Source organism: Snodgrassella alvi wkB2, assembly GCF_000600005.1.
Lineage (GTDB): Bacteria > Pseudomonadota > Gammaproteobacteria > Burkholderiales > Neisseriaceae > Snodgrassella > Snodgrassella alvi.
Genome location: NZ_CP007446.1, coordinates 1,738,292 through 1,762,053, shown reverse-complemented (window position 1 = coordinate 1,762,053; position 23,762 = coordinate 1,738,292). Strand labels below are relative to the sequence as shown.

18 protein-coding genes are annotated in these 23,762 nt (G+C 41.2%); 9 read left to right on the top strand and 9 right to left on the bottom strand.

What is annotated here, in order from left to right:
- Nucleotides 1-577 precede the first annotated feature (577 nt).
- The 4 genes from SALWKB2_RS07895 (at nucleotide 578) to SALWKB2_RS11700 (ending at nucleotide 6,210) form a co-directional block, all read left to right on the top strand.
- A complete protein-coding gene (locus tag SALWKB2_RS07895; RefSeq protein WP_025331131.1) occupies nucleotides 578-3,640 on the top strand; it encodes a S8 family serine peptidase in 3,063 nt (1,020 codons plus the stop codon).
- A gap of 243 nt (nucleotides 3,641-3,883) precedes the next feature.
- Complete coding sequence (locus SALWKB2_RS07890) at nucleotides 3,884-4,351, top strand: YcxB family protein (protein WP_025331130.1); 468 nt, start codon at nucleotides 3,884-3,886, stop codon at nucleotides 4,349-4,351.
- A 748-nt stretch (nucleotides 4,352-5,099) separates the two neighbouring features.
- The gene (locus tag SALWKB2_RS07885) at nucleotides 5,100-5,801 is read left to right on the top strand and encodes a hypothetical protein (protein WP_025331129.1); all 702 of its coding nucleotides are present in this window, start codon (nucleotides 5,100-5,102) and stop codon (nucleotides 5,799-5,801) included.
- Complete coding sequence (locus SALWKB2_RS11700) at nucleotides 5,788-6,210, top strand: hypothetical protein (protein ID WP_025331128.1); 423 nt, start codon at nucleotides 5,788-5,790, stop codon at nucleotides 6,208-6,210. The genes SALWKB2_RS07885 and SALWKB2_RS11700 overlap by 14 nt, the downstream gene beginning before the upstream one ends.
- Nucleotides 6,211-6,290: 80 nt before the next feature.
- Here SALWKB2_RS11700 and hrpA read toward each other — a convergent pair whose 3' ends face one another.
- From hrpA to SALWKB2_RS07835, 9 genes are all read right to left on the bottom strand, one after another.
- Nucleotides 6,291-10,313, bottom strand: a complete 4,023-nt coding sequence (gene hrpA, locus SALWKB2_RS07875; protein ID WP_025331127.1) for an ATP-dependent RNA helicase HrpA — start codon at nucleotides 10,311-10,313, stop codon at nucleotides 6,291-6,293.
- Between the two features lie 282 nt (nucleotides 10,314-10,595).
- Nucleotides 10,596-10,835 (bottom strand): hypothetical protein, encoded by a 240-nt coding sequence (locus tag SALWKB2_RS07870; protein WP_025331126.1) that lies wholly within the window; start codon nucleotides 10,833-10,835, stop codon nucleotides 10,596-10,598.
- Between the two features lie 11 nt (nucleotides 10,836-10,846).
- Nucleotides 10,847-11,605: an iron ABC transporter ATP-binding protein gene (locus tag SALWKB2_RS07865; RefSeq protein ID WP_025331125.1), complete on the bottom strand. Its 759-nt coding sequence runs from the start codon at nucleotides 11,603-11,605 to the stop codon at nucleotides 10,847-10,849.
- Between the two features lie 60 nt (nucleotides 11,606-11,665).
- Nucleotides 11,666-12,622: an iron chelate uptake ABC transporter family permease subunit gene (locus SALWKB2_RS07860; RefSeq protein WP_051506563.1), complete on the bottom strand. Its 957-nt coding sequence runs from the start codon at nucleotides 12,620-12,622 to the stop codon at nucleotides 11,666-11,668.
- A 7-nt stretch (nucleotides 12,623-12,629) separates the two neighbouring features.
- Nucleotides 12,630-13,598 carry an ABC transporter permease gene (locus SALWKB2_RS07855; protein ID WP_025331123.1) on the bottom strand — a complete coding sequence of 323 codons (969 nt, stop codon included), beginning with the start codon at nucleotides 13,596-13,598 and terminating at the stop codon, nucleotides 12,630-12,632.
- Nucleotides 13,599-13,689: 91 nt separating this feature from the next.
- Nucleotides 13,690-14,658, bottom strand: coding sequence for a siderophore ABC transporter substrate-binding protein (locus SALWKB2_RS07850; RefSeq protein ID WP_025331122.1), 969 nt, complete (start codon nucleotides 14,656-14,658; stop codon nucleotides 13,690-13,692).
- 81 nt (nucleotides 14,659-14,739) lie between these two features.
- Complete coding sequence (locus SALWKB2_RS07845; RefSeq protein ID WP_025331121.1) at nucleotides 14,740-15,546, bottom strand: siderophore-interacting protein; 807 nt, start codon at nucleotides 15,544-15,546, stop codon at nucleotides 14,740-14,742.
- A gap of 1 nt (nucleotide 15,547) precedes the next feature.
- Complete coding sequence (locus SALWKB2_RS07840; protein ID WP_025331120.1) at nucleotides 15,548-16,489, bottom strand: alpha/beta hydrolase; 942 nt, start codon at nucleotides 16,487-16,489, stop codon at nucleotides 15,548-15,550.
- A gap of 315 nt (nucleotides 16,490-16,804) precedes the next feature.
- A complete protein-coding gene (locus tag SALWKB2_RS07835; protein WP_025331119.1) occupies nucleotides 16,805-19,033 on the bottom strand; it encodes a FepA family TonB-dependent siderophore receptor in 2,229 nt (742 codons plus the stop codon).
- Between the two features lie 430 nt (nucleotides 19,034-19,463).
- Between SALWKB2_RS07835 and SALWKB2_RS07830 the strand changes: the two genes are divergently transcribed.
- The 5 genes from SALWKB2_RS07830 (at nucleotide 19,464) to SALWKB2_RS07810 (ending at nucleotide 23,673) form a co-directional block, all read left to right on the top strand.
- Nucleotides 19,464-20,207 carry a hypothetical protein gene (locus SALWKB2_RS07830; RefSeq protein WP_157785000.1) on the top strand — a complete coding sequence of 248 codons (744 nt, stop codon included), beginning with the start codon at nucleotides 19,464-19,466 and terminating at the stop codon, nucleotides 20,205-20,207.
- 282 nt (nucleotides 20,208-20,489) lie between these two features.
- The gene (locus tag SALWKB2_RS07825) at nucleotides 20,490-20,939 is read left to right on the top strand and encodes a pilin (RefSeq protein ID WP_025331117.1); all 450 of its coding nucleotides are present in this window, start codon (nucleotides 20,490-20,492) and stop codon (nucleotides 20,937-20,939) included.
- A 150-nt stretch (nucleotides 20,940-21,089) separates the two neighbouring features.
- Complete coding sequence (locus SALWKB2_RS07820; protein ID WP_025331116.1) at nucleotides 21,090-21,551, top strand: pilin; 462 nt, start codon at nucleotides 21,090-21,092, stop codon at nucleotides 21,549-21,551.
- A gap of 147 nt (nucleotides 21,552-21,698) precedes the next feature.
- The gene (locus SALWKB2_RS07815; RefSeq protein ID WP_025331115.1) at nucleotides 21,699-22,160 is read left to right on the top strand and encodes a pilin; all 462 of its coding nucleotides are present in this window, start codon (nucleotides 21,699-21,701) and stop codon (nucleotides 22,158-22,160) included.
- 523 nt (nucleotides 22,161-22,683) lie between these two features.
- On the top strand, nucleotides 22,684-23,673 hold the full coding sequence (locus tag SALWKB2_RS07810) for a sulfatase-like hydrolase/transferase (RefSeq protein WP_144353290.1): 990 nt from the start codon (nucleotides 22,684-22,686) through the stop codon (nucleotides 23,671-23,673).
- The last annotated feature ends 89 nt before the right edge of the window (nucleotides 23,674-23,762 follow it).

The following is a 23,762-nucleotide window of genomic DNA, read 5'->3' as shown; positions in this document are numbered from 1 at the left end:
TTGTGTTCCTTTTATAACGGTAACTGATTGTATAAGTTGTTGTCTATGAAAGTATTTTTAATATAAGTAATAATTAGCTGAATTTAATCGCATATTGTTTATTTAAATGTTTTCTTCTAAATATTTAATATATCAAGTCAAATATAATTAATTTATAAAGCATATATTTATGTTTTATGAGTAAAAAATTTAAAAAATATTATTCTTTATGCGTAAAAATTTTATTTTTTTTAATGAGATACTGCATTAATGCCTTTCAGAGCCAGTATTTCGCCGGTTTAAATCAATATTGTAAATAAAGCTATAAATTATTTATTTGGTATATTTATTTGTAATTTACCAATCTAAAATTAAATACATAATAGTACGAAATATTAAAATAGATAAAAAAAATCTTATTTGGTTAATAAACATATAGACAAGTAAATCAGTAATTTAGACCATGTATCATGCCTGAATGCTAAACCCGAACTGAATAAGCAAATCAATGTTCATTAAGGTTATCAAGAAATATTAATAAAAATGAAATTTAAATTTTTATATTTATTTTTCAAATTAAGATAAAGGAACAGCCAGTATGAAACATTCAGCTTTAATGCTTAAATCAATAGTGATTGCTGTTTCATTTGCTTTAACGGCATGTGGTGGCGGTGGCAGTGGTGTTCATTCTAATTCTACAGAAACTGGCGGTAAACCGGGCGGAACCGATCCCGGTACCGGAAACCAGACACCGGGAGACGGAGAAAATACACCGAATGTGCCTTCACCAGTTACTCCTCCTCCGGTTACTCCTCCTCCGGTTACTCCTCCTCCGGTTACTCCTCCTCCAGTTAATCCAGATCCAGACAAACATGAGCCGGTTGATCCGACTCCGATAGATCCGGCTGATAATATTCCTGTTCCTTCATCCAATCCGTCGAGAATGGACAGTACTGAATCAGCAATAAAAGTTCCGTTGAGTAAAAATCAGTATCCCCGCAGTGTATACGGTGAGGATAATACACAGGCTAACCTGCTAAATCTGAAAGATGCACGGGATCAGGGGCTGGATGGTAAGGGGGTGAAGGTCGGTATTGTTGATTTGCCAGTCGATGTTAATCATCCGGCTTTACCTGACAATGTTGTTGATCTGGGACAGTTCGGGACACCTTATAATGGTAATGTTTACCCGCATGGTGATGCGGTAGCTTTAAATATTGCCGGAAAAGATATCAGGGGTAAAAAAATCGGAATTGCTCCGGAAGTGCAAATTTATTCAGCCAGTGCAACAGATAGCCGTGGGCCGGGATTAATCAATTTACTGGCTACCATAAATGCGTTTAACGCGCTTGATAAGGCTGGCGTGAAAATCGTCAATAACAGTTATGGCGCTAATTACTATAGTAATAAGCAATGGTATACTAATGTAGCTAAAGCTTATTTAAATGCAAATAATCCTGCTGATAAATCTGCATCCTATATCGGTCGTTTTGTTTCTCTGGTTCGGGATGATATGCTGTTTATTTGGGCAGCTGCCAATGATGGGCAAAGTCAGCCCAGTATTGAATCATTATTTCCTTTAATTGAACCTGAATTGCAGAAAGGCTGGATCGTTGTTGCTGGTGTAAATAGCGATAATACAATTCAAAAGTCTTCCAACAGATGCGGCGATACTAAAAATTGGTGTATGGTAGCTTATTATCAGTATGAGATTGCTAATTTATACGCAAAGCCCGGCGATGATATTAATGCATTGCCACTAACCTATATCACAGGCACTTCATTTTCTGCTCCGCAGGTTACTGCCGCTGCGGCACTGCTTAAACAAAAATATCCCTGGATGACCAATAATAATTTACGAACCACATTACTGACGACGGCCACTGACCTGGGCGCTAAAGGTGTAGATTCGGTATATGGCTGGGGACTGCTGAATATTGGTAAGGCGGTTAACGGACCGGCACAATTTGCCTTCGGTGATTTCTCAGCAAATGTAACCGACGGCAGCTATGTATTCAGTAATGATATCAGCGGGCAAGGCGGGCTAATCAAAGATGGTACCGGAACACTGATATTGCAGGGTAATCATACTTATCAGGGTAAAACGCAGATTAATTCCGGTACGCTGGCCGTAAATGGCAGTAGCCAGTCTGCAACGCAAATTGGTAAAGATGCTGTTTATCTGGTTAAAGGCTTCACTGGTTCAGTAGATAATTCAGGTACATTTATTAGTCGGGATGCCACTGTTAATGGTAGTTTTAACCAGACGGCAGCGGGTACTTTTCAGACCAGCCTTGGTAGCCGAACTACTGTCAATGGTACTGCCAGTCTGGCCGGCAGATTATATTTCGATGCGCTTAAAGCCGGTTTTGTGCCTCAGACAGGGATAAAAGTAGCTGTTATTAATGCACAAAAACGCTTGGGTGAATTTGACTCAACTGAATTTTCCGGTGGAATTCTGCTAGATGGTAAAACGGTTTACGATGACAATAACGTAGATTTTGATATTACTCGTATTTCTGCACAAAAAGCTGTTATGGATAATGGTCTGTTAACCCGCAGTATTGCCGATCCGGCAATAGAGTCCGCTGCCAGAGCTGTGGATACGGCTTTCAGCCAGCTGGATGGTATACCCGCGGCGGACCAATATAGTGAACAGGATAAAGAATTATTCGATGGTGCGGCCAGAATTCAGAATGTACAGTCCGCTCAGAGTTTAAGGCGGTCGTTATATTCTTTATCCGGTGCGGTTTACAGTAACGCTAATATGGTCAGCACTCTGACATTAGGAAAACTGAATAGTGACTTTATGTCATCAATTCAGAATAACTCTGATGAGGTTAATGTGATTATGGAATTTAATCATTCACAGAATCGCTGGAATCCCACTGTTGTCAGAGGAAAACAGAATACTAATAGCGGTATATTCGGTATCAGTAAAAAATTTGGTAACGGATTATCTGCAGCGCTGGCCTATACTTTTCAAGATACCGGCTGGAATGAACAATATGGCAATGCTGATATTAAAACCAATGGTTTAATTGCTGGTTCATTTTATGCGCCAGACCGATGGAACGGTGCCTACATATCCGGCAGTTTTGGATACAACCGTTTTTCCAATGATGTCAACCGGCGAATATGGCTGGGTGAGTCGTCAGAAGCAACGGGAGCAAAAGCCAAAGGTAACGTATGGCAACTGGCTTTTAAAGGAGGTAAAGCATTTTATCTGAATCAATTGATCCTAACACCGCAGCTAGGTTTGAGATATGATTATTTGCAACAGAATCATTTTAGTGAAGACGGGGCAAACGGTTATGGTTTATATGCCCGAAAGCTTAATAAAGGTGTTGTAGCTGGTTCGGCCAGTATTCTTACTCAATATCGTTTTGGTATACGGGATACTGTGTTTGATATTTTCGGACTGCTGGGTATTGAGCATGATTTTCGCGACAGAGAATATGCAATGAGCGGAGGTTTTGCCGGAATACACGGAAATGAACGTTCCGGTAAATGGGCTTCAGCAAAAACACGCTGGAATGCTGCTGTAGGTGGAAACGTACAGATCAGCCATAATCTGAAAGCAGGTATTCAGTATCAGTATGAAAATGGCAGCCACTGGCACAGTAATTCAGGAATGGCAAACTTAAAAATCACTTTCTGATTATGATAAGTAGTAAAACGGATAATTAACCGGATTTCAGGTTAACTAAAATCCTTTTTTTAAGAAATTAAAATTTTAATTTAACAGAATGCTGTCTGACTTGAGGATTTATTGTCGATGTTAAGTTAACAAATAAATGTATAATGTAATGGCTAAAATGAAAAAATCAGACGTTAAAAAAAATTTATATAGTGGTAAGTAAAACATCAGTAATTATAAATTTATTTTTACCGGATTAATCCTATGATTATTAAAATAAATACTAAAGCCTTTTATGCTTTTATTATGACTCTTCCAATATTGATTATAGTAATTGGTATTGATGCTTATAATATTTATATAAATAGAATAACAGTTTCTCTGATAATTCTGAATATTATAACTATTTTCTATCCGATATTTAAAATCAAGGATGAATTTGAAAAAATAGGAGGATTTGGCAATTATATTATTGAAATTACTTCTGAGTGCCTGACAAAAGAAAAAAAAGGAAATAAGACATACTTTGAGTGGCAGGATTTTTATTCAGTGATTAAATTTCACAATAGAATTTATTTGTATTTAAAGAGAAAAAACTCTATCAGATCATATAGACGTTTAATATATTTGGATAGAAAAGACTTTAGCAGTAAAGATGAATTTGATGCCTGCTTCGAAAATTGTAATACCTATATAAAAAAGCAAAAGTATAAAAATTTGATTAATTTGTAAAAAAACCACAAATAATTTACTTAAAATTAACAGTTATTTATGAGGAAATTTTTTTATTCTGTTTTTAATGAAGTGAGAAAAATAGAATAGATAATAGATAAAAAAGAATAAAATTTTAGTAATGTAAATTGATTTCTGACTATATATAAAAAAAGAACCCGGCATTTAAAAATTTATAAGCCGGAATGTAGGAGAAAAGCTTATAAACAAAATGACCGGGTCAGGGAAATAAATAGCTTAGATATTCAGATATTAATAATATCAGTCAAATTAATTTATGTCTACAAATATTTTCTTATTATTACTGAAATATACAAAATATTTTGAATATAGTTTTGATATATATATAAATATTTTTAAAACTGTGTTATGAATGATGTTAAATCAGAAATTAATGTAATGTCTAATATTGTAAATTACTGATTTTTATTATAATTTTTTTATATAAGCTGACTTATTAATATGTGCTGGGAAATAGCTTTTAGTGTCAAGAAGCTGGTTGAAGCAGGAAACAAAAACTTTACCAGATATATCATTAGGTATTTATTTGCATAATAAGCTGAATGCCAGACATAAATTTATTCAAATAAGGTTAGCTATGCTTTTTTATTGCTGTTTTAATGAGTATGTAGCTATTTTTTATATTTTTTAATATTTTAGGGTAATTGTAAGATATTGAGTATTTAAATTTATTTTGGCTATACTGATTGGATTATGCAATATTGGTTTATAAGGGAATTTTGCGAATATGGCTATTTTATCTGGAGCCAGAACAGTCCGGAAGGTGGCCTGTGATCATCGTCAGAGTATTCTGGCATTTAGCACAGGTAAGAATGCTGTTGCTGCGTATCTGGCAATCAGGGATAGTTTTACTAAGATTTATCCCTATTATTTGTATCTGGTGCCCGAGCTGGAATTTGTAGAAGAACAGCTTGATTTATATGAACGCCAGTTTAATTTCAAAATTACCCGTTTGCCGCATCCTGTACTGTATCAGATGCTCAGTGCACATGTTTTTCAGCCACCATCTAATATATCTGTGATTGATAAGGCAAATTTGGTGAATTTTGATTTTGCCGATATCCGCCGGATGATGTGCAGAAAATTTAATTTACCGTCCAATACACCGGTAGCGAATGGTACCAGAGTGGAACATAGTTCCAAACAGCGCCTGAGTATGCAGAGACACGGATCGATTGTGAAGAGTCAGAGTCAGTATTATCCAGTATGGGACTGGAAAAAAGGGGATTTGCTCCGCTGTTTTAAGCAGCATAACATCAGGCTGGGAAGTGATTACAGGGTGTTTGGCTGCTCATTTGATAGTCTGGATTTACGTTTTTTGTTACCTGTTAAAGAACTCTATCCGAAGGATTACCGAAAAATTCTGGAGTATTTTCCGCTGTGTGATTTAGAAATTTATCGCTGGGAATGTGCTAATGGAAAAAGATAAAACAATGAAAATTAAAGTATCTGCACAATCTGTTTATAACAGAGGAAGGCAGAGAGGTAAATCCGGCCCGGTTTCATGTTCAAAGCATGCTGACAGGAATACAGATGCAGATGCATTAGAGCAGATGAGAGGGCTGAAAGAAGAGTTTCAACAGGTTAAAAAAATGCCTGCGCAGCTCAGACAAAGAGTGACTGACAGTGAATACTGGTGTGCTGTCTGTTTTCAAACCTATGAACAGTTGATGGTTTTTCTTGGTGAAATAACAGTACCGGTTTTTGAAAATAAGTATATTGACGGGCAGTTACTGGCACAGAAAATGGGTATTGAGCTGCCCCCGGCCGAAGTGAGATTTCGATTGCCCGGTTATATAGATAAAGATTTCCAGGAGTTGGCAGATGAAAAGAAATAGAAATCTGTGTCATAACTGCCGGTAAAACGGACGGGATAACAGCTCTGTTTTTCTGAACAGAGCTGTTTTATTGAGTACATTTATAAAATAGCCGTGCGTTTATCCCATTCTTTGCTCAGACGTTTTGCTGAAACCGGATAGGGTGTTTTCAGCTCCTGTGCAAAAAGAGAAACGCGCAGTTCTTCCAGCATCCACCGGAATTCGGCAATGGCAGCAGGTACCGGCTGATTTTGTTGCCGGTATTGCTGTACTTTTTTTTGCCAGGTATCAGTAAGTTCCTGAATGTCGTTTTCCCGTGCATTATCACGTGCCGGATTACTGCCATATTTATCCATACGCCTGAGCATGGCTTGCAGATAAACCGGCAGACGCGGCCACTGCTGCCATGGTGTAGCACTGGCAAAACCCGGATAAACCAGACTGTTCAGATGCTCACGCAGAAGCGGGGTTAACGGGTGTTTACCCAGATGGCTGCTGACTTCAGTATAAGCCTGCGCTGTTTGCAAAGCATATTGATTAACAGCTTCTTTAACTGCCGGTAAACGGCTGCGGGCACGTTTTATCTGTTCTTTAAAAGCTTTTTCATCACGCGGTAGTTCATCTTCACCTATCAAAGCCCGATCCAAAACGGCATGAGTCAGGTCTTCACGCAAAGTATCAGTACCCAGGTGTTTAAGCAGCATGGCGATTTGAGTGAAGTCGGGCAAACCTTTATTTAGGTCTTTAACCTGTTCTTTCAGTTGCAGACTCATCAGAGCAAGTACACCGCTGCGGTGTGCCTGTTCAGCAGCTGCCGCTGTATCAAACAGCCTCAGGGAAATACTGCCGTTTTTTTGCAGTTGCAGGCCGAGATAGCCGGTAAGCTGTTGCTGAGCACGGGCAAATTTGATGCTCTCCGGTAGTTTACCTATATCCCAGCTGGTAATGTTATCTCGCTCAAACTCATTACTGTTGTCACGGAAAGTAACCGCAGCCGCCTGTCCGAGCTGTTGTTGCAGGCTGATAAGATCACGACCGCTGGCCAGTTCTGTGCCGCTGTCATCAATCACCTGAATATTGAAATAACAATGTGCCGGCAGTTGCTGGGTTTGCCAATGTTCGACGTCTATCTGGTTAAGCAGACGCATGTCTCCGGCCTGACGGGCAATGGCCTGTGCCAGCTGAGGCAGTAAAGGCGCATTGATATCAGGATGACTGCTGAGAAATGTAGTGATGAAATCAGGTACAGGCACGCAGATACGGCGAATTTGTTTGGGTAAGGCTTTTATCAGTAACTGCAGCTTTTCTCGAATCATGCCGGGAACCAGCCATTCCAGTCTGGATGCATTGATGCGGTTAAGCAGTGGCAGAGGCACAGCTATAGTGACACCGTCAAATGGATGATGGGGTTCGAAACGGTAGCTGAGCGCACAGCGACCATCTGTAGTATCAAGATATTCCGGAAACTGGCTTTCAGTAACATTACTGGCTGCATGTTGCATCAGGTCGTCACGGCTCAGATACAATAGTTTCGGATTTTCTGCCTCAGCTTGTTTACGCCACATTTCAAAGGTACGGATATCGGCCAGCGGTAGAATACGGCCTTTGTTTTCTACATTTGCCGGCAAACGCTGGTCGTAGAAACTGAACAGTGCTTCTTCATCTACCAGTACATCCTGCCGGCGTGATTTATGTTCCAGTTCGGTGATTTCTTCGATCAGTTGATGGTTATGCCGGAAAAAAGCTGCTTTAAGATCGCATTCCTGTGCTACCAGTGCACTGCGAATAAAAATTTCGCGTGCTTCTTTGGCATTGATGCGCCCATAGGCGACCGGGCGGCGAGGCAAAACAGTGAGACCATAAAGAGTAATGCGTTCACTGGCCACCACTTCACCGCGTTTCTGTTCCCAGTGTGGCTCAAAATAATGATAGCGCAGAAGATGAGGTACTTCGCTTTCAATCCATTCCGGTTCAATCTTGCCGACATCACGGGCATAAAGTCGTGAGGTTTCGGTTAGCTCAGCAGCAATAATCCATTTAGGCTTACTTTTAAACAGAGCGGATGCCGGAAAAAGGTGAAAATGAATTCCTCGTGCACCGGTATAGTCGTGGCCTTCGGGGCTTTTCAGTCCGACATTGGCTATTAGTCCGGTTAGCAGGGCACGGTGAATTTGTTCGTAGCTGGCTTCTTTTACCTGTTGCCGTTGCTGACGCTGCTGTCGGCGGACGATTTGCTGCTGTTTGAGTTTTGCGGATAAGTCCTGATCACTGCTGTCAGTTATGGCTGGACGGGGATGATTGTCTGGTAATTGCCGGTAAGCACCGGCCTTATCGGTAAGTTCCATATCTATGGCAATCTGTGCCAGCTGGTGATGCAGCTCGCGCCATTCGCGCATACGCAGATGAGAAAGAAAATATTGATGACACCACTGCACCATCTGACGATTGGATAATCCTTTGTCACGTTCGCGCTGATAGGAGTCCCAGATATTCAGATAGGCGAGAAAATCCGACTGCTTATCGTTAAAACGTTCATGCGCTTTGGCAGCAGCTTCGCGAGCTTCCAGTGGTCGTTCGCGCGGATCCTGAATCGACAGCGCAGCCACGATAACCAGCATTTCGGCAACGCACTGCAAGCGTTTCCCTGCCAGCAGCATGCGGCTGATACGCGGGTCTACTGGCAGACGTGCCATTTGTTCGCCAAGTTTGCTTAGCTGATTATGTTCATTTACTGCGCCCAGTTCGAGCAATACCTGATAGCCGTCATTGATATAGCGCTGGTCAGGTGCTTCGAGAAAGGGGAATGCACTAACATCGCCGAGTTTCAGGCTGATCATGCGCAGGATTACAGCCGCCAGATTACTGCGGATAATTTCCGGATCTGTAAAGGCAGGGCGCTGATTAAAATCCTGCTCGCTGTAGAGGCGTATACAGATACCGGCGGCAACGCGACCGCAACGGCCGGCGCGCTGACGTGCCGCAGCCTGACTGATAGGTTCGATATGTAGTTGTTCGACTTTAGCTCGGGCTGAATAGCGTTTAACCCGTGCCAGTCCGGTATCGATAACATAACGGATACCGGGTACGGTGAGTGAGGTCTCGGCAACATTGGTAGCCAGTACGATACGCCGCTGACGACCATTGGGATGAAAGATTTTATGCTGTTCGGCTGCTGACAGGCGTGCAAATAGAGGCAGAATCTCATCATTGCGACGCAAAGGTGATTGCTGTAATGCATGTGCTGCTTCGCGAATTTCTCTTTCACCCGGCAGAAAAATCAGAATATCACCTTCACCTTCTCGTGCCAGCTCATCTGTGGCATCGACGATGGCATCATTGATTTCTATTTCAGCTTCGTCTGCATCTGTGGTGTGCAGCGGACGGTAACGTACTTCTACCGGATAGGTACGTCCGGATACTTCAATCACCGGTGCTGCTACACCGTTCTGTGTGAAATGTTTACTAAAACGTTCAGCATCAATCGTAGCTGAGGTAATAATGACTTTCAGGTCCGGGCGCCGTGGCAGCAGTTGTTTGAGATAGCCAAGCAGGAAATCAATGTTCAGGCTGCGTTCATGCGCTTCATCAATGATGATGGTATCGTAAGCACTGAGAAAGCGGTCGGTCTGGCTTTCTGCCAGCAAAATGCCGTCAGTCATCAGTTTGATGTAGCTTTCCGGCGCGGTTTTATCATTGAAGCGCACTTTATAGCCGACATGCTGTCCGATCCGGCTATACAGTTCTTCAGCAATTCGTTCGGCTACTGAGCGTGCCGCCAGCCGCCTTGGCTGAGTGTGACCAATCAGTCCGGCTACGCCACGGCCAAGCTCAAGACAGATTTTCGGTAACTGGGTGGTTTTACCGGAACCGGTTTCACCACAAACGATAACGACCTGATGCTGACTGATTGCCTGCTTGATTTCTTCGCGTCTTTCATGCACAGGTAAAGTGTTATCGTATTCGGGTACAGGCAGTCCGGCCAGACGTTGCAGATAAGCCTGATGAGAGCGCTGGTAACGGCTGTTTACTTTTTCCTCGCCACCGAAACGGGCAGGATTTTTGCAGGCTCGATACAGGTAATAGCGGTCTTTACTCAGGATTTGGTTAAGTTCGTATACAGACATGGCACAGAGATTGCCGGAAAATTAGTAGTATGTGTATTATACCAAATCTGCCAAAACTGCTTTTTTACAGGCATTCCATGGCAGATTTATATCTCAGAATCAAATAAAGATATAGATGAACAACAAGATAATAAGAATACAGATTTTTAATTGCTATGCGGAATAATTATTAAGTCTGGGCAGGAAAGCAGCAGAAAAATTATTTTAATAAACACGCTGGTACTAAGTTATGCGGATTAGCATAACTTTCAGTTTGGCTTTTGGCCTTGAATTTATGCGTTTTTAGTGATGCGGGTGTTGCCGGCGCCAGATTTTCGCGCCAATTATAATAAATACGCCAAACAGAAAAGTACACACCAGCCCCATAAAAATGAGCATAATCCGTGCCATTGACATCCGTACGGCTGCATCATCTCCCAAAAACAGCCAGATAAACCATGCAGCCAGTACGACAAACAAAGCAATCATGGCAGTAATCAGCCCCGTCATTTTGCGTGAACCGGGGGTATTATTGTTTTGCATAATAAAGCCTGCTAGAAGTGATGGATAACAAGAGGTTTCCCTTTATGGCTGACAACTTCTGTATCCAGATTAAATATGGTTTGAATATGGTCTACAGTAATAATATCTTCTGGTGTACCTTGCATAACAATCTGCCCGTCTTTAAGAGCAACAATATGATCAGCATAGGCTGCTGCCATGTTGATGTCGTGAACCACCATAATGGTAGCCAGACCTTGTTCGCTGGTCAGCTGGTGTAACAAACGCATCAGCTCACGTGCATGATACATATCCAGATTGTTAAGCGGTTCATCAAGAATAACATGTTTGGTTTGCTGGCAGAAAGTCATGGCTACCAGTGCGCGCTGGCGCTGTCCGCCGGAAAGTGCACTAAGATAACGCTGTTGCAATGGTTCCAGCTCAAAGCGCTGTAAAGCCTGATCAACAATTTGCTGGTCTTCTGCTGTGATGCGTCCCTGATTATGCGGATAGCGGCCAAACAGTAATAAATCACGTACGGTAATACGGCTCTGTATGTTGTTCTCTTGCGACAATATAGCCAGTTTTTTGGCTATGGCAGTTGATTTGCTGTGGCTGACTTCAAGGTCATCAATATGGATATTGCCTTCCTGTAAAGGTTGCAGGCGGGCAATCAGCGAGAATAGTGTAGATTTACCTGCACCATTGGGACCAATCAGCGCAGTAATGCTTTTATCCGGAATATCAAGATTAATATCGCGGAGAATGGGTGTACCGTTGATGTGGTGGTTAACATTTTTTATGGTAATCATAATGCAGTCAGGTTAAATCGGTGCAAAAAATGGTGATGATAAAAAAGCTACTGTTGCAGCCTAGCGTTTGCGTTTTAATACCAGCCACAGAAACACAATGCCGCCGCAAAATTCAATAACGGCACTCAGTACGCCCTGCATCCCAAGCAGCTGCTCAAATATCAGCTGTCCGCTGACCAATACCAGTGCCGCAACCAGAAATGCTGCCGGCAGCCGCAGCTGATGTTTCATATCGGGGGTGCAGGTATTAACCAGTGCGCATATCAGTAAACCGAAAAAACTGACCGGACCGACCAGTGCAGTGGAGACCGAAACCAGCAGAGCAATCCATAACAAAATGCTGTGGCTCAGCCGTACATAGTTAATACCCAGTGCAATAGAGGCATTACGTCCGAGCATAAGAACATCGAGCTGATAGCGCATCCGCCAGATCCAGACTGTACTGAACAGCATGATACTCATGCCGATAATCAGCATGGTGACATTCACGGAGGTAAACTGAGCAAAATAGCTGGTTTGAGCAACCGTAAACAGAGTAGGGTCAATCAGGCGTTGCAGCAGACTATTGAAACTACGAAACATGACTCCGAAAATCATACCAGTGAGTATCAGTCGGGCCAAATCACCGTTACTGTTCCGGGTTAAAGTACGAAACAGCAGGAGCGAGGCAACCATCATTATTGGTGCTTCGATAACAAATTTGCTCAGCACACTCATACTGGTGAATCCTACTGCACCGAATACAAACAAAGTAATGGTTTGCAGCAACAGATAAAGCGAATCGTAGCCAAGTAATCCCGGTGTAAGAATAGGGTTATGGGTCAGAGTCTGGAAAAGTAAAGTGGATACACCAACTGCGTAGGCAACAGTAAGCAGCATCAGCAGCTTTTTACCGCGCAGTTGCAGTACAAAATCCCAGCTTCCTTTAACGCCATATGTCATAAACAGAATACTGGCAATAATTAACAGAATACCGAGCACACCGAAAAAACGTGCACCGGAGCGGTGTGACGGCATGATGGAATTAAACTGCATGTACAGAAGGCTTTCTAAACAGCAAATACAGGAAAATCACGGTTCCGACAATACCGAAAATCAGAGACACCGGTATTTCATAAGGCGGGTCGATAGTGCGGCCGATAATGTCACAGATCAGCAGAGCGTTGGCACCCAGGAGTGCAACTGCGGGCAGATTCTGACGTAAACGGTCACCTGCCAGTCGGGAAATAATATTAGGCACTACCAGCCCGATAAAAGGAATCTGTCCGACTGTTACCACGACAATGGCAGTAATCATGGCTACGGTAATCAGGGAAATCCACATCATTTGTGCATAATTGATACCGAGGCTGGTGCTGATATTCTGTCCCAGTCCGGCAATGGTAAGCCGGTCAGCCAGAAAATAAATAACTAATGTCATCAGACCGGTAATCCACAGCAATTCGTAACGTCCGGCGAGTACTGCAGAAAAATCACCGGCAAACCACACCGCCAGCAATTGCAGGGTATTGGTTTCCACACCGATAAAATTCACCAGTGCTTCAATAATACTGCCATAGATTATGCCGATTAGCGGAATCATCAGTTGCCGGTGTGCAGGCAGACGCCGAAATAAAAATAAAAACAGCGTCATCCCCAGCAAAGCAGTCAGACTGGCGCAGCTCATTTTGGTCAGCTGACTGGCCTGCGGCAACCAGATGGAGACCAGTAATACCCCAAGTGCTGCACTTTGGGTAGCACCAACCATACCCGGTTCCAGAAAACGATTGCGCAATACTATCTGTAACACCATACCCGCTACGGCCAGTGTGGCACCGGTGAGAATAATCGCCAGAGAACGGGGTAAACGGCTATACAAGAGCAAAGAACGGGTATCATTACTGATAAACAGATCACCCCAATGAAAAGAAGCTGCACCAATACTAATGCTGATAATCAGTAAAATAGGTAACAGCAAAAAATTGATTGCATTAATCTGAGAAGAACGAAGCATATGACAGAAAAATTACAGACAACAGGTTTGCGCTAATGCTGCATATTTATGCAGCATAGCGAAACCTGATTATCGTGAATAAAACTCCGGCTTAGTGTGACATTGCCGCTTTAATATTGGTCAGATCAGTTTTCATTTGCTGTACGCCGCCTGCGGCCAGATAAGATGCGCTGCTCAGATAAATAACGTGACCTTCTTTCCATGCTTTAGACTGACGTACCAGATCATTATTCAGTACAGCCTGAGCGGTTTTACCTTCTTCACCGATGGCAGCAGTACGGTCAATAACGAATAACCAGTCCGGATTGATTTTCTGTACGTATTCGAAAGAGACAGACTGACCATGCGGAGAAGCCGGAATGCTGGTATCTGCAGCCGGTACGCCAACCTGAGTATGAATCCAGCCAAAGCGAGAGGAAGAACCAAATGCTGAAAGTTTGCCGGCATTAACCATCAGAATCAGACCAGTGCCTTTGCCTTTGGCTGCCTGCTGGGTTTCATTAAGCAGATTCTGAATATCATCATGCAATTTTTTCGCTTCAGCTTCTTTCTTAAACAGCTTACCGTAGCTATCAAGCATTTTCATGCCATCGCCAATTAAATCCTGTCCGCTGTCAGACATATCGATAGTAGGAGCAAGGGCAGCGAGTTCATCATATTTCGGAGCAGTACGACCAGCGATAATAATAAGCTGTGGTTTCAGTGCATTAAGTGCTTCCATATCCGGTTCAAATAAAGTACCGGTATTGTTTACCGTTTCCAGAGTTTGCTGCAGATACGGTACCAGCACTTTTTTCGGGGCACCAATAACCGGCACTTTCAACGCCTGTAAATCATCCAGTGTAGCCATATCAAATACCACAACTTTAGACGGATTCTCCGGTACGGTTATTTCTCCGCGGGCAGTATTTATTGTCACTGTTGGTCCGTTAACAGCAGTTGCAGCAGCAGACGAAGCATTACTGGCAGTGTGATTCTCATTGGTTTTTTCGCCACAGGCAGAAAGCAGAGACAAAGTTAAAACAGACAAAGCAAGAGGTTTCCAGCAAGATTTAATCATTTTTCAGTATTTCCTATCATTATCGTTTGCATTAATTATACCGCCTGAACAAGGCTAAAGTTAATTTTCTTGAACAGGTATCTATTTATCAATAAATCTGTGCCGTGCTTCATGATAACTTTCTTCATTTTCTCCCTGATGCCAGTAGGGGACGGCATAATGGCGCTGAGGCGGTAATTGCCACTGTGTACGCAGCAATTCACGCAGTGGCTTAATCAGTGCTGCTTCACCGGCAACCCAGGCAAAGTCATCATCATTCAACGGGGCAAAACTGCTTATATGCTCTACTACAGCAGGAATCTGGCTCAAATCACCAAAAAAGGTATGCAGATGCATTTTTTCAGGTAACGGGAATGATGCAGGCAGATCTTCTGCCTGCGGTAATAACAGCACAACGTCACCGCTCGCATCAGCGGCAATATCTGTTAGCAGAGATTCAATTGCCGGAAGAGCTGTAATATCACCGGCAAATAAATAGCGTGACGCTGTTTTCAGCATTGGATTCGGTCCGCCGGGGGAAGAGATTCCAAGAATATCTCCTGCCTGAGCATGCTCGGCAAAAGATGAAGCGGGTCCGGTGTCTCCGTGTTTAACAAAATCAATACTTACCGTACACGACTGTGCATCATAATTGCGAATAGTATAGGTACGCACAATCGGTTTATTATCCGGCTCAGCCCAGTTAAAACCATGACCGGAAAACTGGGGTAATTGTGGTGTTATCTGACCATCCGGTGCCAGAAATATTTTGATATGGGCACCATTGTACTGATGCGGATAATCGGTCAGCTCCGGACTATGCAAAACCAGCCGGCGTAAATTCGGGCTCAGATCGATAATATCCTGAACGCGTGTCAGATAAGCCTGATGTGGTGAACGTTTATTCATTTTATTGCCTGATTACTGGATAAAATAATGCCTGCTGCAGGCTTTTGCCAAACAGGCTGCCATGATTTTCCTGCGGATAGTGTTCATATCTGATAGTTAAATCAGTTTTTTGCTCTAATTCGTTAATGAGTTTGTTAATCAGACCGGCATATCTGGCTGTATGCTCATTGCGTATGCGGATACGTGCGGCCGCCTGAGGATTTTTCGGTAATTTACCGGCTTTGAGTTTGCTGCTTAAAACCCACAGACTGCTGCCGGAAAAAGCCACCTGACGTTTAAGCATGGTTTCAGCTTCCTGCTGTAACAAATCGCCGTGTAACCAAACGGACGGATCGGCAGCAATATAGTGCTGAAAAAGATTAGGCTGAGTAAACAAAGTATGCATAACCATCAGCCCGCCGTAAGAGTGCCCCCACAGAGTTTGTGCATTGGGATTAATCCGAACCTGTTGATTTACTGCCGGCATAATTTCATTCTGAATTAAATCCAGAAATATATCAGCCCCGCCGTTTATTCTAGTTGAATCAAGAGGATCGGTATTGTCATTGTCCGGCGCAATGGTGTAATCGTAGGCCCGTGCCTGCGCATCAAAGCGTTTATCTGTGGCATAGCCAATCAGTACCAGCACCGGAGGTTGAGGCTGTGCAGACAGTGCCCGCATATTTTCCGGCGTCAGAAAATCCAGTGCAGCATTTCCGTCCAGAATATAGAAAGCAGGAAAACCCTCTGCAGGAGCTCTGCGGTCGGGGGCTGCTATATAAACCCGGTAATGACGCTGTCTGTCTGCAGAAGTAAACGCAAGCGTATTAAACAGATAGCCGCTGTCTGATTGCTTTAATGCAGCAAAATTAGCTGGTTCATTCAGATTAGGCTGAGCTTTGGCTGTGTTGTGCAAGATTAAGGCCGTAAAAAACAATAAAAGAAAAATAATAATCTGGCGCATATTTAATCTTTCCGTCAGTTGATTGGTGTTACAGAACATATGGAGACAACAGGACGGGTGTGTGGTAAGATTTTGTTTCTGCATGGTAAAATTAATCGAATACCAGTTAAAAATATTGCCGGATCAGGTGGTTTGGTTAAAGTGCAGTCAGATTGAATAACCTTTGTTTGTTTACTTAATAAAGTTGCTCATTATGTGTAAACAATAATCATTACTATTTATGATAGTAACTGAAATTGATTGATAAGTCACGGTGAAAAATAATTTGCTTATAAAAAACAGGCTGCCCGAATGGCAGCCTGTTCGCAAAAAGGATCAGAAAGAAACTTTCATACTGCCCCATACTGCTCTGCCGCGTTCATTGTATGTATACGCAGTGCCGCGCAGTGTAGAGGCGTAGATACGTTTATTGAATATATTTGACATTCCGGCTCTGATACTAATATTTTTATTTACAGCGTAGCCGGCGGAAATACCCCAGATACCATAACTGCCGATTTCTTCTCCGCTTAAACCGGTAGTTCCTTTTCCTCCGTTACCGATACCTGCCTCAACAGGATTTACCGGTACTGTGCGCGGTTTCTGGCGACCATAGTAAGTATAGGTAAGTAATGTGTCCCATTTTTCTGCAGGATTCCAGGCCAGAGACGAATTAATCGTATACTTAGGGATGACAGATAAAGGATTGCCGGTTTCCTTATTTTTGGAATTAAACATATAAGTAAAATTGTTTACCCATTTCCATTTGCTTGAAAACGGCAGGGTTAAATTGCCTTCCAGTCCTTCTACCAGCGCTTTACGGGTATTGGTCCATTGAAAATAATCATATCCGCCTGAGTGTGAATTTGTATCAGTACTATCTGTGAATATAATCTGCCGGCCGGCTTCAATCTTATTTTTGTAATCATTGCGGAAATAAGCCAGAGAAGCCAGATAACCATTTTTATTAAATTCAAAACCCAATTCTTTATTAATACTGGTTTCAGGTTTGAGATTACTGTTACCTATCAGATAGCAGCCACGGCCGCTTCCGGAAGAGGTGGCACAACCATTGCCTTTACTGTACAGCATATAACTGTCTGTACTCTGGTACAGATTCGGAACTTTGTAGGCACGTGCTATTCCGCCTTTAATCAGCCAGTTCGGATGAAGCTGCCATGACAGATTAACACCGGGGCTGACATTGCCGCCCGTTTTATTATTGTGATCATAGCGCAGCATTGGTACCAGTTTTAAATAATCGGTCAGACTGATATTGTCTTCCACATAGCCGGCCCAGCTACTTAGTGATGGCGTGTGGTTGGCCGGAGCCGGATAAACTGCTCCGGGAAGAGGTATACGGCGCAGACCATCCGGATCATCCAGTTTATCGTACTGATATTCTGCACCCATAGTCAGCACGTGCGATACACCTAATGTAAACGGAACGTGTATTTCACCCGTCAGGCGTTTTGTGGTCAATGTACTGTCTTTATAAGTAATATCTTTGCTGCCCAAATCCTGACACAAGCCTTCAGGACCACCTGACAGAGCTTCAGAGCAGTGGCTGTTGGTAGTTTTATCGTATTGTGCTACCAGCTTGCTGTCGCCCCAGTCCCATACACCTTCATGAGTCAGTGCAAAACTCTGGCGGTATACTCTGCGGGTTTCCTTACCATATAAACTTTGGGTGTAATCAGTCTGTACATTATTGGGACCATCACCGTTATAACGATTGCCCTGCCGGCTGTAGGTAGTATCCAGTTTCAGAGTTTGTGCCGGAGACAGGCGCCATGCCAGCCGTCCGCCAATATCTTTATTAATCAGACCTTCCTGTCCGGCAGCCAGCGATTTGCTGCCTTTATCATTCGAACGCTGATTAATGAATGGTGAATCCGCATCAGTACTGTTCAGATTGCCATATATCCGAAAGCCGAGTACATCTTTAATAACCGGACCGGACAAATCAAAGCCGATACGATGTGTATCGCCTTCTTCTTTATCTGCCGGCAAATTCATAAACGCATTAATAGAACCGTGAAACTCATTACTGACTTTTTTTGTCACAATGTTCACTACACCGCCAGCTGCACCAGAACCATAGCGTGCGGCAGCTGGTCCGCGAATAACTTCAATTGATTGAATTTCTGCTGCCGGTACCCAATTGCTGTCGCCAATGGTGTCACGCTCACCGCGCCAGCTCATGCGTGCACTGTTGCGCGAAGTAACCGGCCGGCCGTCAATCAGTATTAAGGTATTTTCCGGACCCATTCCGCGAATATCAATCTGGCGTTTATTGCCATGCTGACCGGAAGCAGTATTACCAGTCAGATTAACGCCGGGCATTGTACGCACCAGCTCAGAAATATCATTGACCGGTGTTTTGCGTTCAATATCCTGACTATCAAGTTTAGAAACGCCGAGAGACTGTTTAACCTGCTGTTCGGCGGTGACGTAAATATCGTCCAGCTTTGCTGTATTATCCTGAGCATAAACAGTGCTGCCGGTAAAAAGAATGAACGGAATCAATGCCAGTTTAAAAGAAGGAAAAGGGTGATCAGACATACTATTGAGCTACGAAAAGAGAAAAATTGATAAATCTGCGAATAATAATGAATACCATTATTATTTTCAACTAAAACCATACTGATTAAACAAAAATACAAATTCATACTTAATCAGTATAATAACTATCGGTACTTACATAATTCAGTTTAATGTGACAAAATTTGACACATTTGGCAAATAATCTATTCAGTGAGATGATGAGAAATGTATATTGATAAATTAAGAAATTAATTTATTTAAAAGAAATTGACAGAAAATTTTGTTTTAGGCTGGATATTCAGCAGAAAATGTAATTTGACAGGCATATCTTTATCAAAATAAAAATACATACAAAGAATTGAAATTAAAACAGAAAATAATCAGCCAAATGAGAAAATCAACTTTTTATATTTTTCAGTATATTTTTTTATTGTTATTGATTACAGGTGTGTTACCTGCGCAAGCAGAAGATTCTGTTTCAAATTCCTTTAATACAACCGGACAAGTAAAAATATTGCCGGTGACTCAGACTTGTACAGGTAAACCATGGCAACATATTGTATGGGTGCATGTACATGATAATGAAGAAACAGCGCGTCAGACCGCATTAATGGCATTAAACCAGATTCAGCAGGGCTGTCTGCTGGATTTTCGCCATGGTGGCAGCCGGGAAATTAGGATACAAACAAATGATGTAAATTATTATTTTGATCCAAATAGAATTTTTACTGAAACCGGTCGGAAGAACGCATTAAAATGTTTGCGCGGTAATTGTGCTCAGGCAAGAGAAGAGTTAACTCAAGAGGTCGACGGTTTTCTGAATCAGTATATGATTCACGCCAAATTGATTGTTGCTTTGCATAACAATCATCCAAGTGGATTATCCATACGAAACTATGTGCCTGGTGGCTCAATGGCGCATGGAATGAGCCAGGTAGCGGTCAGTCCTGATAAAGATCCTCATGATTTTTTCTATGTTACTAGTCAGCGAGCCTTTGAGTTTTTGTCCGGTCGGAGTTTCAATGTCGTTTTACAGAATAATCAAACTGTTCGTGATGATGGTTCATTATCAGTATGGGCAGCCCGGCAAGAGATTGATTATATTAATTCTGAAGCCGGTACAGGAAATCTGGCCAGTCAAATGGTTATGCTTGCAGCAGTATGGGCGTATATGCAGGAATATTATCTGTAATTTTCTAGATTAAGTAAGTCCGGACAAAGTTATCTAATTTACAATTATATCCGACAAATATAATTGTCTAACTATTAATAATAAAAAACTTAATTTATAAATTTTGTCAAAATATTAATTAAAAATATATATTTAAATCAATTTATTGTAAGATAAAAAATACATATTTGATTTTTTAATTAAAATAAATAAATTCTTGTATTGAATAATCAAATATAATAATGAATATTACATTTGCAAATCAGTCGGACAATCAATCAAATTTAAACGCACAAAATCATCATGAGCTTAAATCACCAGGGTTTTACATTAATTGAAATAATAATTGCTATAGCAATAATAGGGATACTGACTGCCATTGCCGTGCCTACTTATATGGATTACAGTGCAAAAGCTCAGCTTGCTGAAGCAGCAGATTTGGCAGGAAACCTGAAAGCGCAGGTTTTAGATAGTTTACAGAACCAAAAATGCCGGGCACAAAATCCATCAGAGTATAGTTATAAAGGAAAATACGGAATTGCAGAGATTACGACAGAATTTCCTGTCGTGAATGCTCAGCATTCGGCTACTGCCAGAACAGGCTGTTCTATTCGATATACGGTATATTCGCAGAATGCTTCATTTGTTCTGGTAAATAAATATCTCGAATTGGATGTACTGAGGAACGGAACATTAAAACTCAATAACGGTACTATAGAACAGAAATACCTGCCTAAAGCTTTGGTTATTTAATCAGCCGCAGCATCATTGTTGAATTTAAATGAATCTGTATACAAAATTTTGGATAATACAGATTTAATATTCTTTCGAAAATACATGTTATTTTAAGAAAATGGTATGTGTTTTGCTTTCATTTCTTTAAATATCTGATTTCGTCTGACAATGAAAATATATCTATTAGAAAAAGGCTTTACTTTAATTGAGTTAATGATCGTTATTGCTGTAATCGGGGTGCTGGCGGCTCTAGCGCTTCCTGCTTATAATGATTATATAGCTCGGACGCAAGCTAGTGAGGCTTCGAGTATGGCAGGGGTATTGAAATTACAAATTTTTGAAAACCTGCAAAATAATACATGTTTTGATTCGGGAACCAATTCTGTTGTGAGTCAGACCGGTAAATACGGTACGGCTACTATTGGTGGTAATGCATCAATATCATCAGGGGCTTCGGCTAATTCGGTTACGGGATGTACAATTACTTATAAAGTAAAAAGTACAGAAGTCTCTGCTGCTATTGCAAATAAAATATTGGTAGTGGATGTTTTGAAAAACGGATCCTTACGTAAAAATAGTGCTTCAACCATAAATAATAAATATATTCCAAGAGCATTTCTAAATATTTAAAATTTAAAAATCAAAATATTATCTTACAGATACATTTTTGTATTTAAAAAATAATTAAATTTTAAAACTTGGCATGAAATTTGCTCCAGTATTATATAAATTGATGTATTAATGAATTTTCAACCGTTTTGTAAGATGGAGAATAATATGAAAGCATTCCAAAAAGGTTTTACTTTAATTGAATTGATGATTGTAATTGCAATTATCGGTATTCTTGCTGCAATTGCCGTACCTGCTTACTCTGATTATATTGCCCGTTCTCAGGCTTCAGAGGCTTCCAGCCTTGCTGCTGGTCTGAAAACTCAGATTATCGATAATTTGCAGAATAATAATTGTATGTCAGGTGACAATAATGCACTTGATACCACCATTGATGAGCAGACTGGTAAATACGGTGTAGCAAAAATCGGTGGTTCTGCTAAAACCGGCAGTCTTTCTGCTAACGCTGCAACAGGCTGTACAATTACATATACAGTAAACGCAACCAAAGTATCTGCTTCTATTGCTACTAAGACCTTAGTATTGGATGTATTAAAAAATGGTTCACTGAAGAAAAATACTTCTTCAACTATGCCTGATAAATATATACCTAAAGCATTCACAATCTAAATATTCAGGAAATGTATACATACAAAGCCGCGGTAGCGGCTTTTTTTTCATTAAGCATATATACATATGAAACGAATTAAGTATGAGTTTTGATAAGAATTTTCCAACAATTATTAAAATAGCAAATCTGTTAAAGTGTTATTTTCCATTACGATTTTGGATTTTTTTATTACTTTATTTAATAATAACCAATGGTTTGTTCTGGCTGGCTCATATTTTTGTTTACTCTGAAAGATATATTATTGTTTTAGAGTATATATGGATTTTGCCCTTAATATTTCTGCGCAGGCGCTGGTCACTGATATTGTTTGCTCTGGTATACACGGTAGTATATATATTTGATATTCTGTACTGGATTAAACAATTTTATCATTATGATAATATTGTCGAGTTTATTGAGATTTTACGTTTTATTCCTCATGCCCCGAAATTATACTGGTTATTTATAGCAATATTTGTTCTGTATTTAGCAATAAGTCTGTTTCTCATACTTAAATATATTGTCCGGCTATGTTCTGGCAGAATGATATGGTCATTGGGCATACTGTATCTGATTTTTGCAGTTTTCTTCTTTGATTATCGCGGGGTCAATCTATCCAATCGTTATCAGACAACTGGCTGGTGGGGAAGTTATTATGAAACGATTCAAAATCTGAAATTTAATCATGAATTTTTCTGGCGAGGTACGGTTAAACCGGAATTTTATGACTGGCCACACGGCGGTGTGTTGCAAAAGCAGATTGATATGCAGAATCCGCCCAAAAAAATACTGTTCATTCTGAATGAATCGTGGGGAACGTTTATACCTGAACACGGAGCAGTTAATCCGTCTGTTGATGCTCCGTTAATAAATATCCCAAATGTGCAGTTAATTGCACAGGGAGAAAATCCCGCACTGCACAGTACTATTATGGGAGAACTGCGTGAGTTATGCGATTTAAAAGCTAAAAGTTCTAATTTTATTCTGGGTCCGTTTGATAAATTCAAACAATGTGTTCCTATACACCTGCAAAAAGAAGGTTATCTGGTTCAGGCTTTTCATGGTTCATATTCTAAAATGTATGACCGTAAAGACTGGTATCCGCATATGGGTCTGCAAAACGCCCGTTTTTTCCCGCAATTCAGTAATATCAAACAATGCCATTCATTTCCCGGGGCTTGTGATTATAATATTGTGCATGATGTGTCTGCTGCAAATAAAGCTGCGCAGGGCAAATCATTTATCTATTGGCTGACACTCGACACTCATCATCCGTATTCTGAAAAGGATATACTTGGTAATTATACTTATGATTGTAAACAGCCGATATTTGACGGCCGGCAGGAGGCATGCCGGAATCTGAATTTACAGCATCAGTTTTTTACTGTGCTTGCCAATGAAATTAAGGCCGGAGGTTTTAAAGACACAGACATAGTGATTGTTGGTGATCATAGCCCGCCAATTATCCTGGATAAATATAAGGACAGTTTTAAGGAAGATTCTGTGCCATTTATTCATGTACGTGTACATTAATGTAGCTTAGCATTAAAAAAGCCGGACAAATTTCTATTGTCCGGCCTTTTTTATTTGCTTAGAAAATTCAGTATGCAGTTTATCGGCCA

Bases quoted from the DNA above. Each gene is read 5' to 3' on its own strand.
- SALWKB2_RS07895 (WP_025331131.1), top strand. From the start codon at position 578: ATGAAACATTCAGCTTTAATGCTTAAATCAATAGTGATTGCTGTTTCA.
- SALWKB2_RS07890 (WP_025331130.1), top strand. From the start codon at position 3,884: ATGATTATTAAAATAAATACTAAAGCCTTTTATGCTTTTATTATGACT.
- SALWKB2_RS07885 (WP_025331129.1), top strand. From the start codon at position 5,100: ATGGCTATTTTATCTGGAGCCAGAACAGTCCGGAAGGTGGCCTGTGAT.
- SALWKB2_RS11700 (WP_025331128.1), top strand. From the start codon at position 5,788: ATGGAAAAAGATAAAACAATGAAAATTAAAGTATCTGCACAATCTGTT.
- hrpA (WP_025331127.1), bottom strand. From the start codon at position 10,313: ATGTCTGTATACGAACTTAACCAAATCCTGAGTAAAGACCGCTATTAC.
- SALWKB2_RS07870 (WP_025331126.1), bottom strand. From the start codon at position 10,835: ATGCAAAACAATAATACCCCCGGTTCACGCAAAATGACGGGGCTGATT.
- SALWKB2_RS07865 (WP_025331125.1), bottom strand. From the start codon at position 11,605: ATGATTACCATAAAAAATGTTAACCACCACATCAACGGTACACCCATT.
- SALWKB2_RS07860 (WP_051506563.1), bottom strand. From the start codon at position 12,622: ATGCCGTCACACCGCTCCGGTGCACGTTTTTTCGGTGTGCTCGGTATT.
- SALWKB2_RS07855 (WP_025331123.1), bottom strand. From the start codon at position 13,598: ATGCTTCGTTCTTCTCAGATTAATGCAATCAATTTTTTGCTGTTACCT.
- SALWKB2_RS07850 (WP_025331122.1), bottom strand. From the start codon at position 14,658: ATGATTAAATCTTGCTGGAAACCTCTTGCTTTGTCTGTTTTAACTTTG.
- SALWKB2_RS07845 (WP_025331121.1), bottom strand. From the start codon at position 15,546: ATGAATAAACGTTCACCACATCAGGCTTATCTGACACGCGTTCAGGAT.
- SALWKB2_RS07840 (WP_025331120.1), bottom strand. From the start codon at position 16,489: ATGCGCCAGATTATTATTTTTCTTTTATTGTTTTTTACGGCCTTAATC.
- SALWKB2_RS07835 (WP_025331119.1), bottom strand. From the start codon at position 19,033: ATGTCTGATCACCCTTTTCCTTCTTTTAAACTGGCATTGATTCCGTTC.
- SALWKB2_RS07825 (WP_025331117.1), top strand. From the start codon at position 20,490: ATGAGCTTAAATCACCAGGGTTTTACATTAATTGAAATAATAATTGCT.
- SALWKB2_RS07820 (WP_025331116.1), top strand. From the start codon at position 21,090: ATGAAAATATATCTATTAGAAAAAGGCTTTACTTTAATTGAGTTAATG.
- SALWKB2_RS07815 (WP_025331115.1), top strand. From the start codon at position 21,699: ATGAAAGCATTCCAAAAAGGTTTTACTTTAATTGAATTGATGATTGTA.
- SALWKB2_RS07810 (WP_144353290.1), top strand. From the start codon at position 22,684: ATGATATGGTCATTGGGCATACTGTATCTGATTTTTGCAGTTTTCTTC.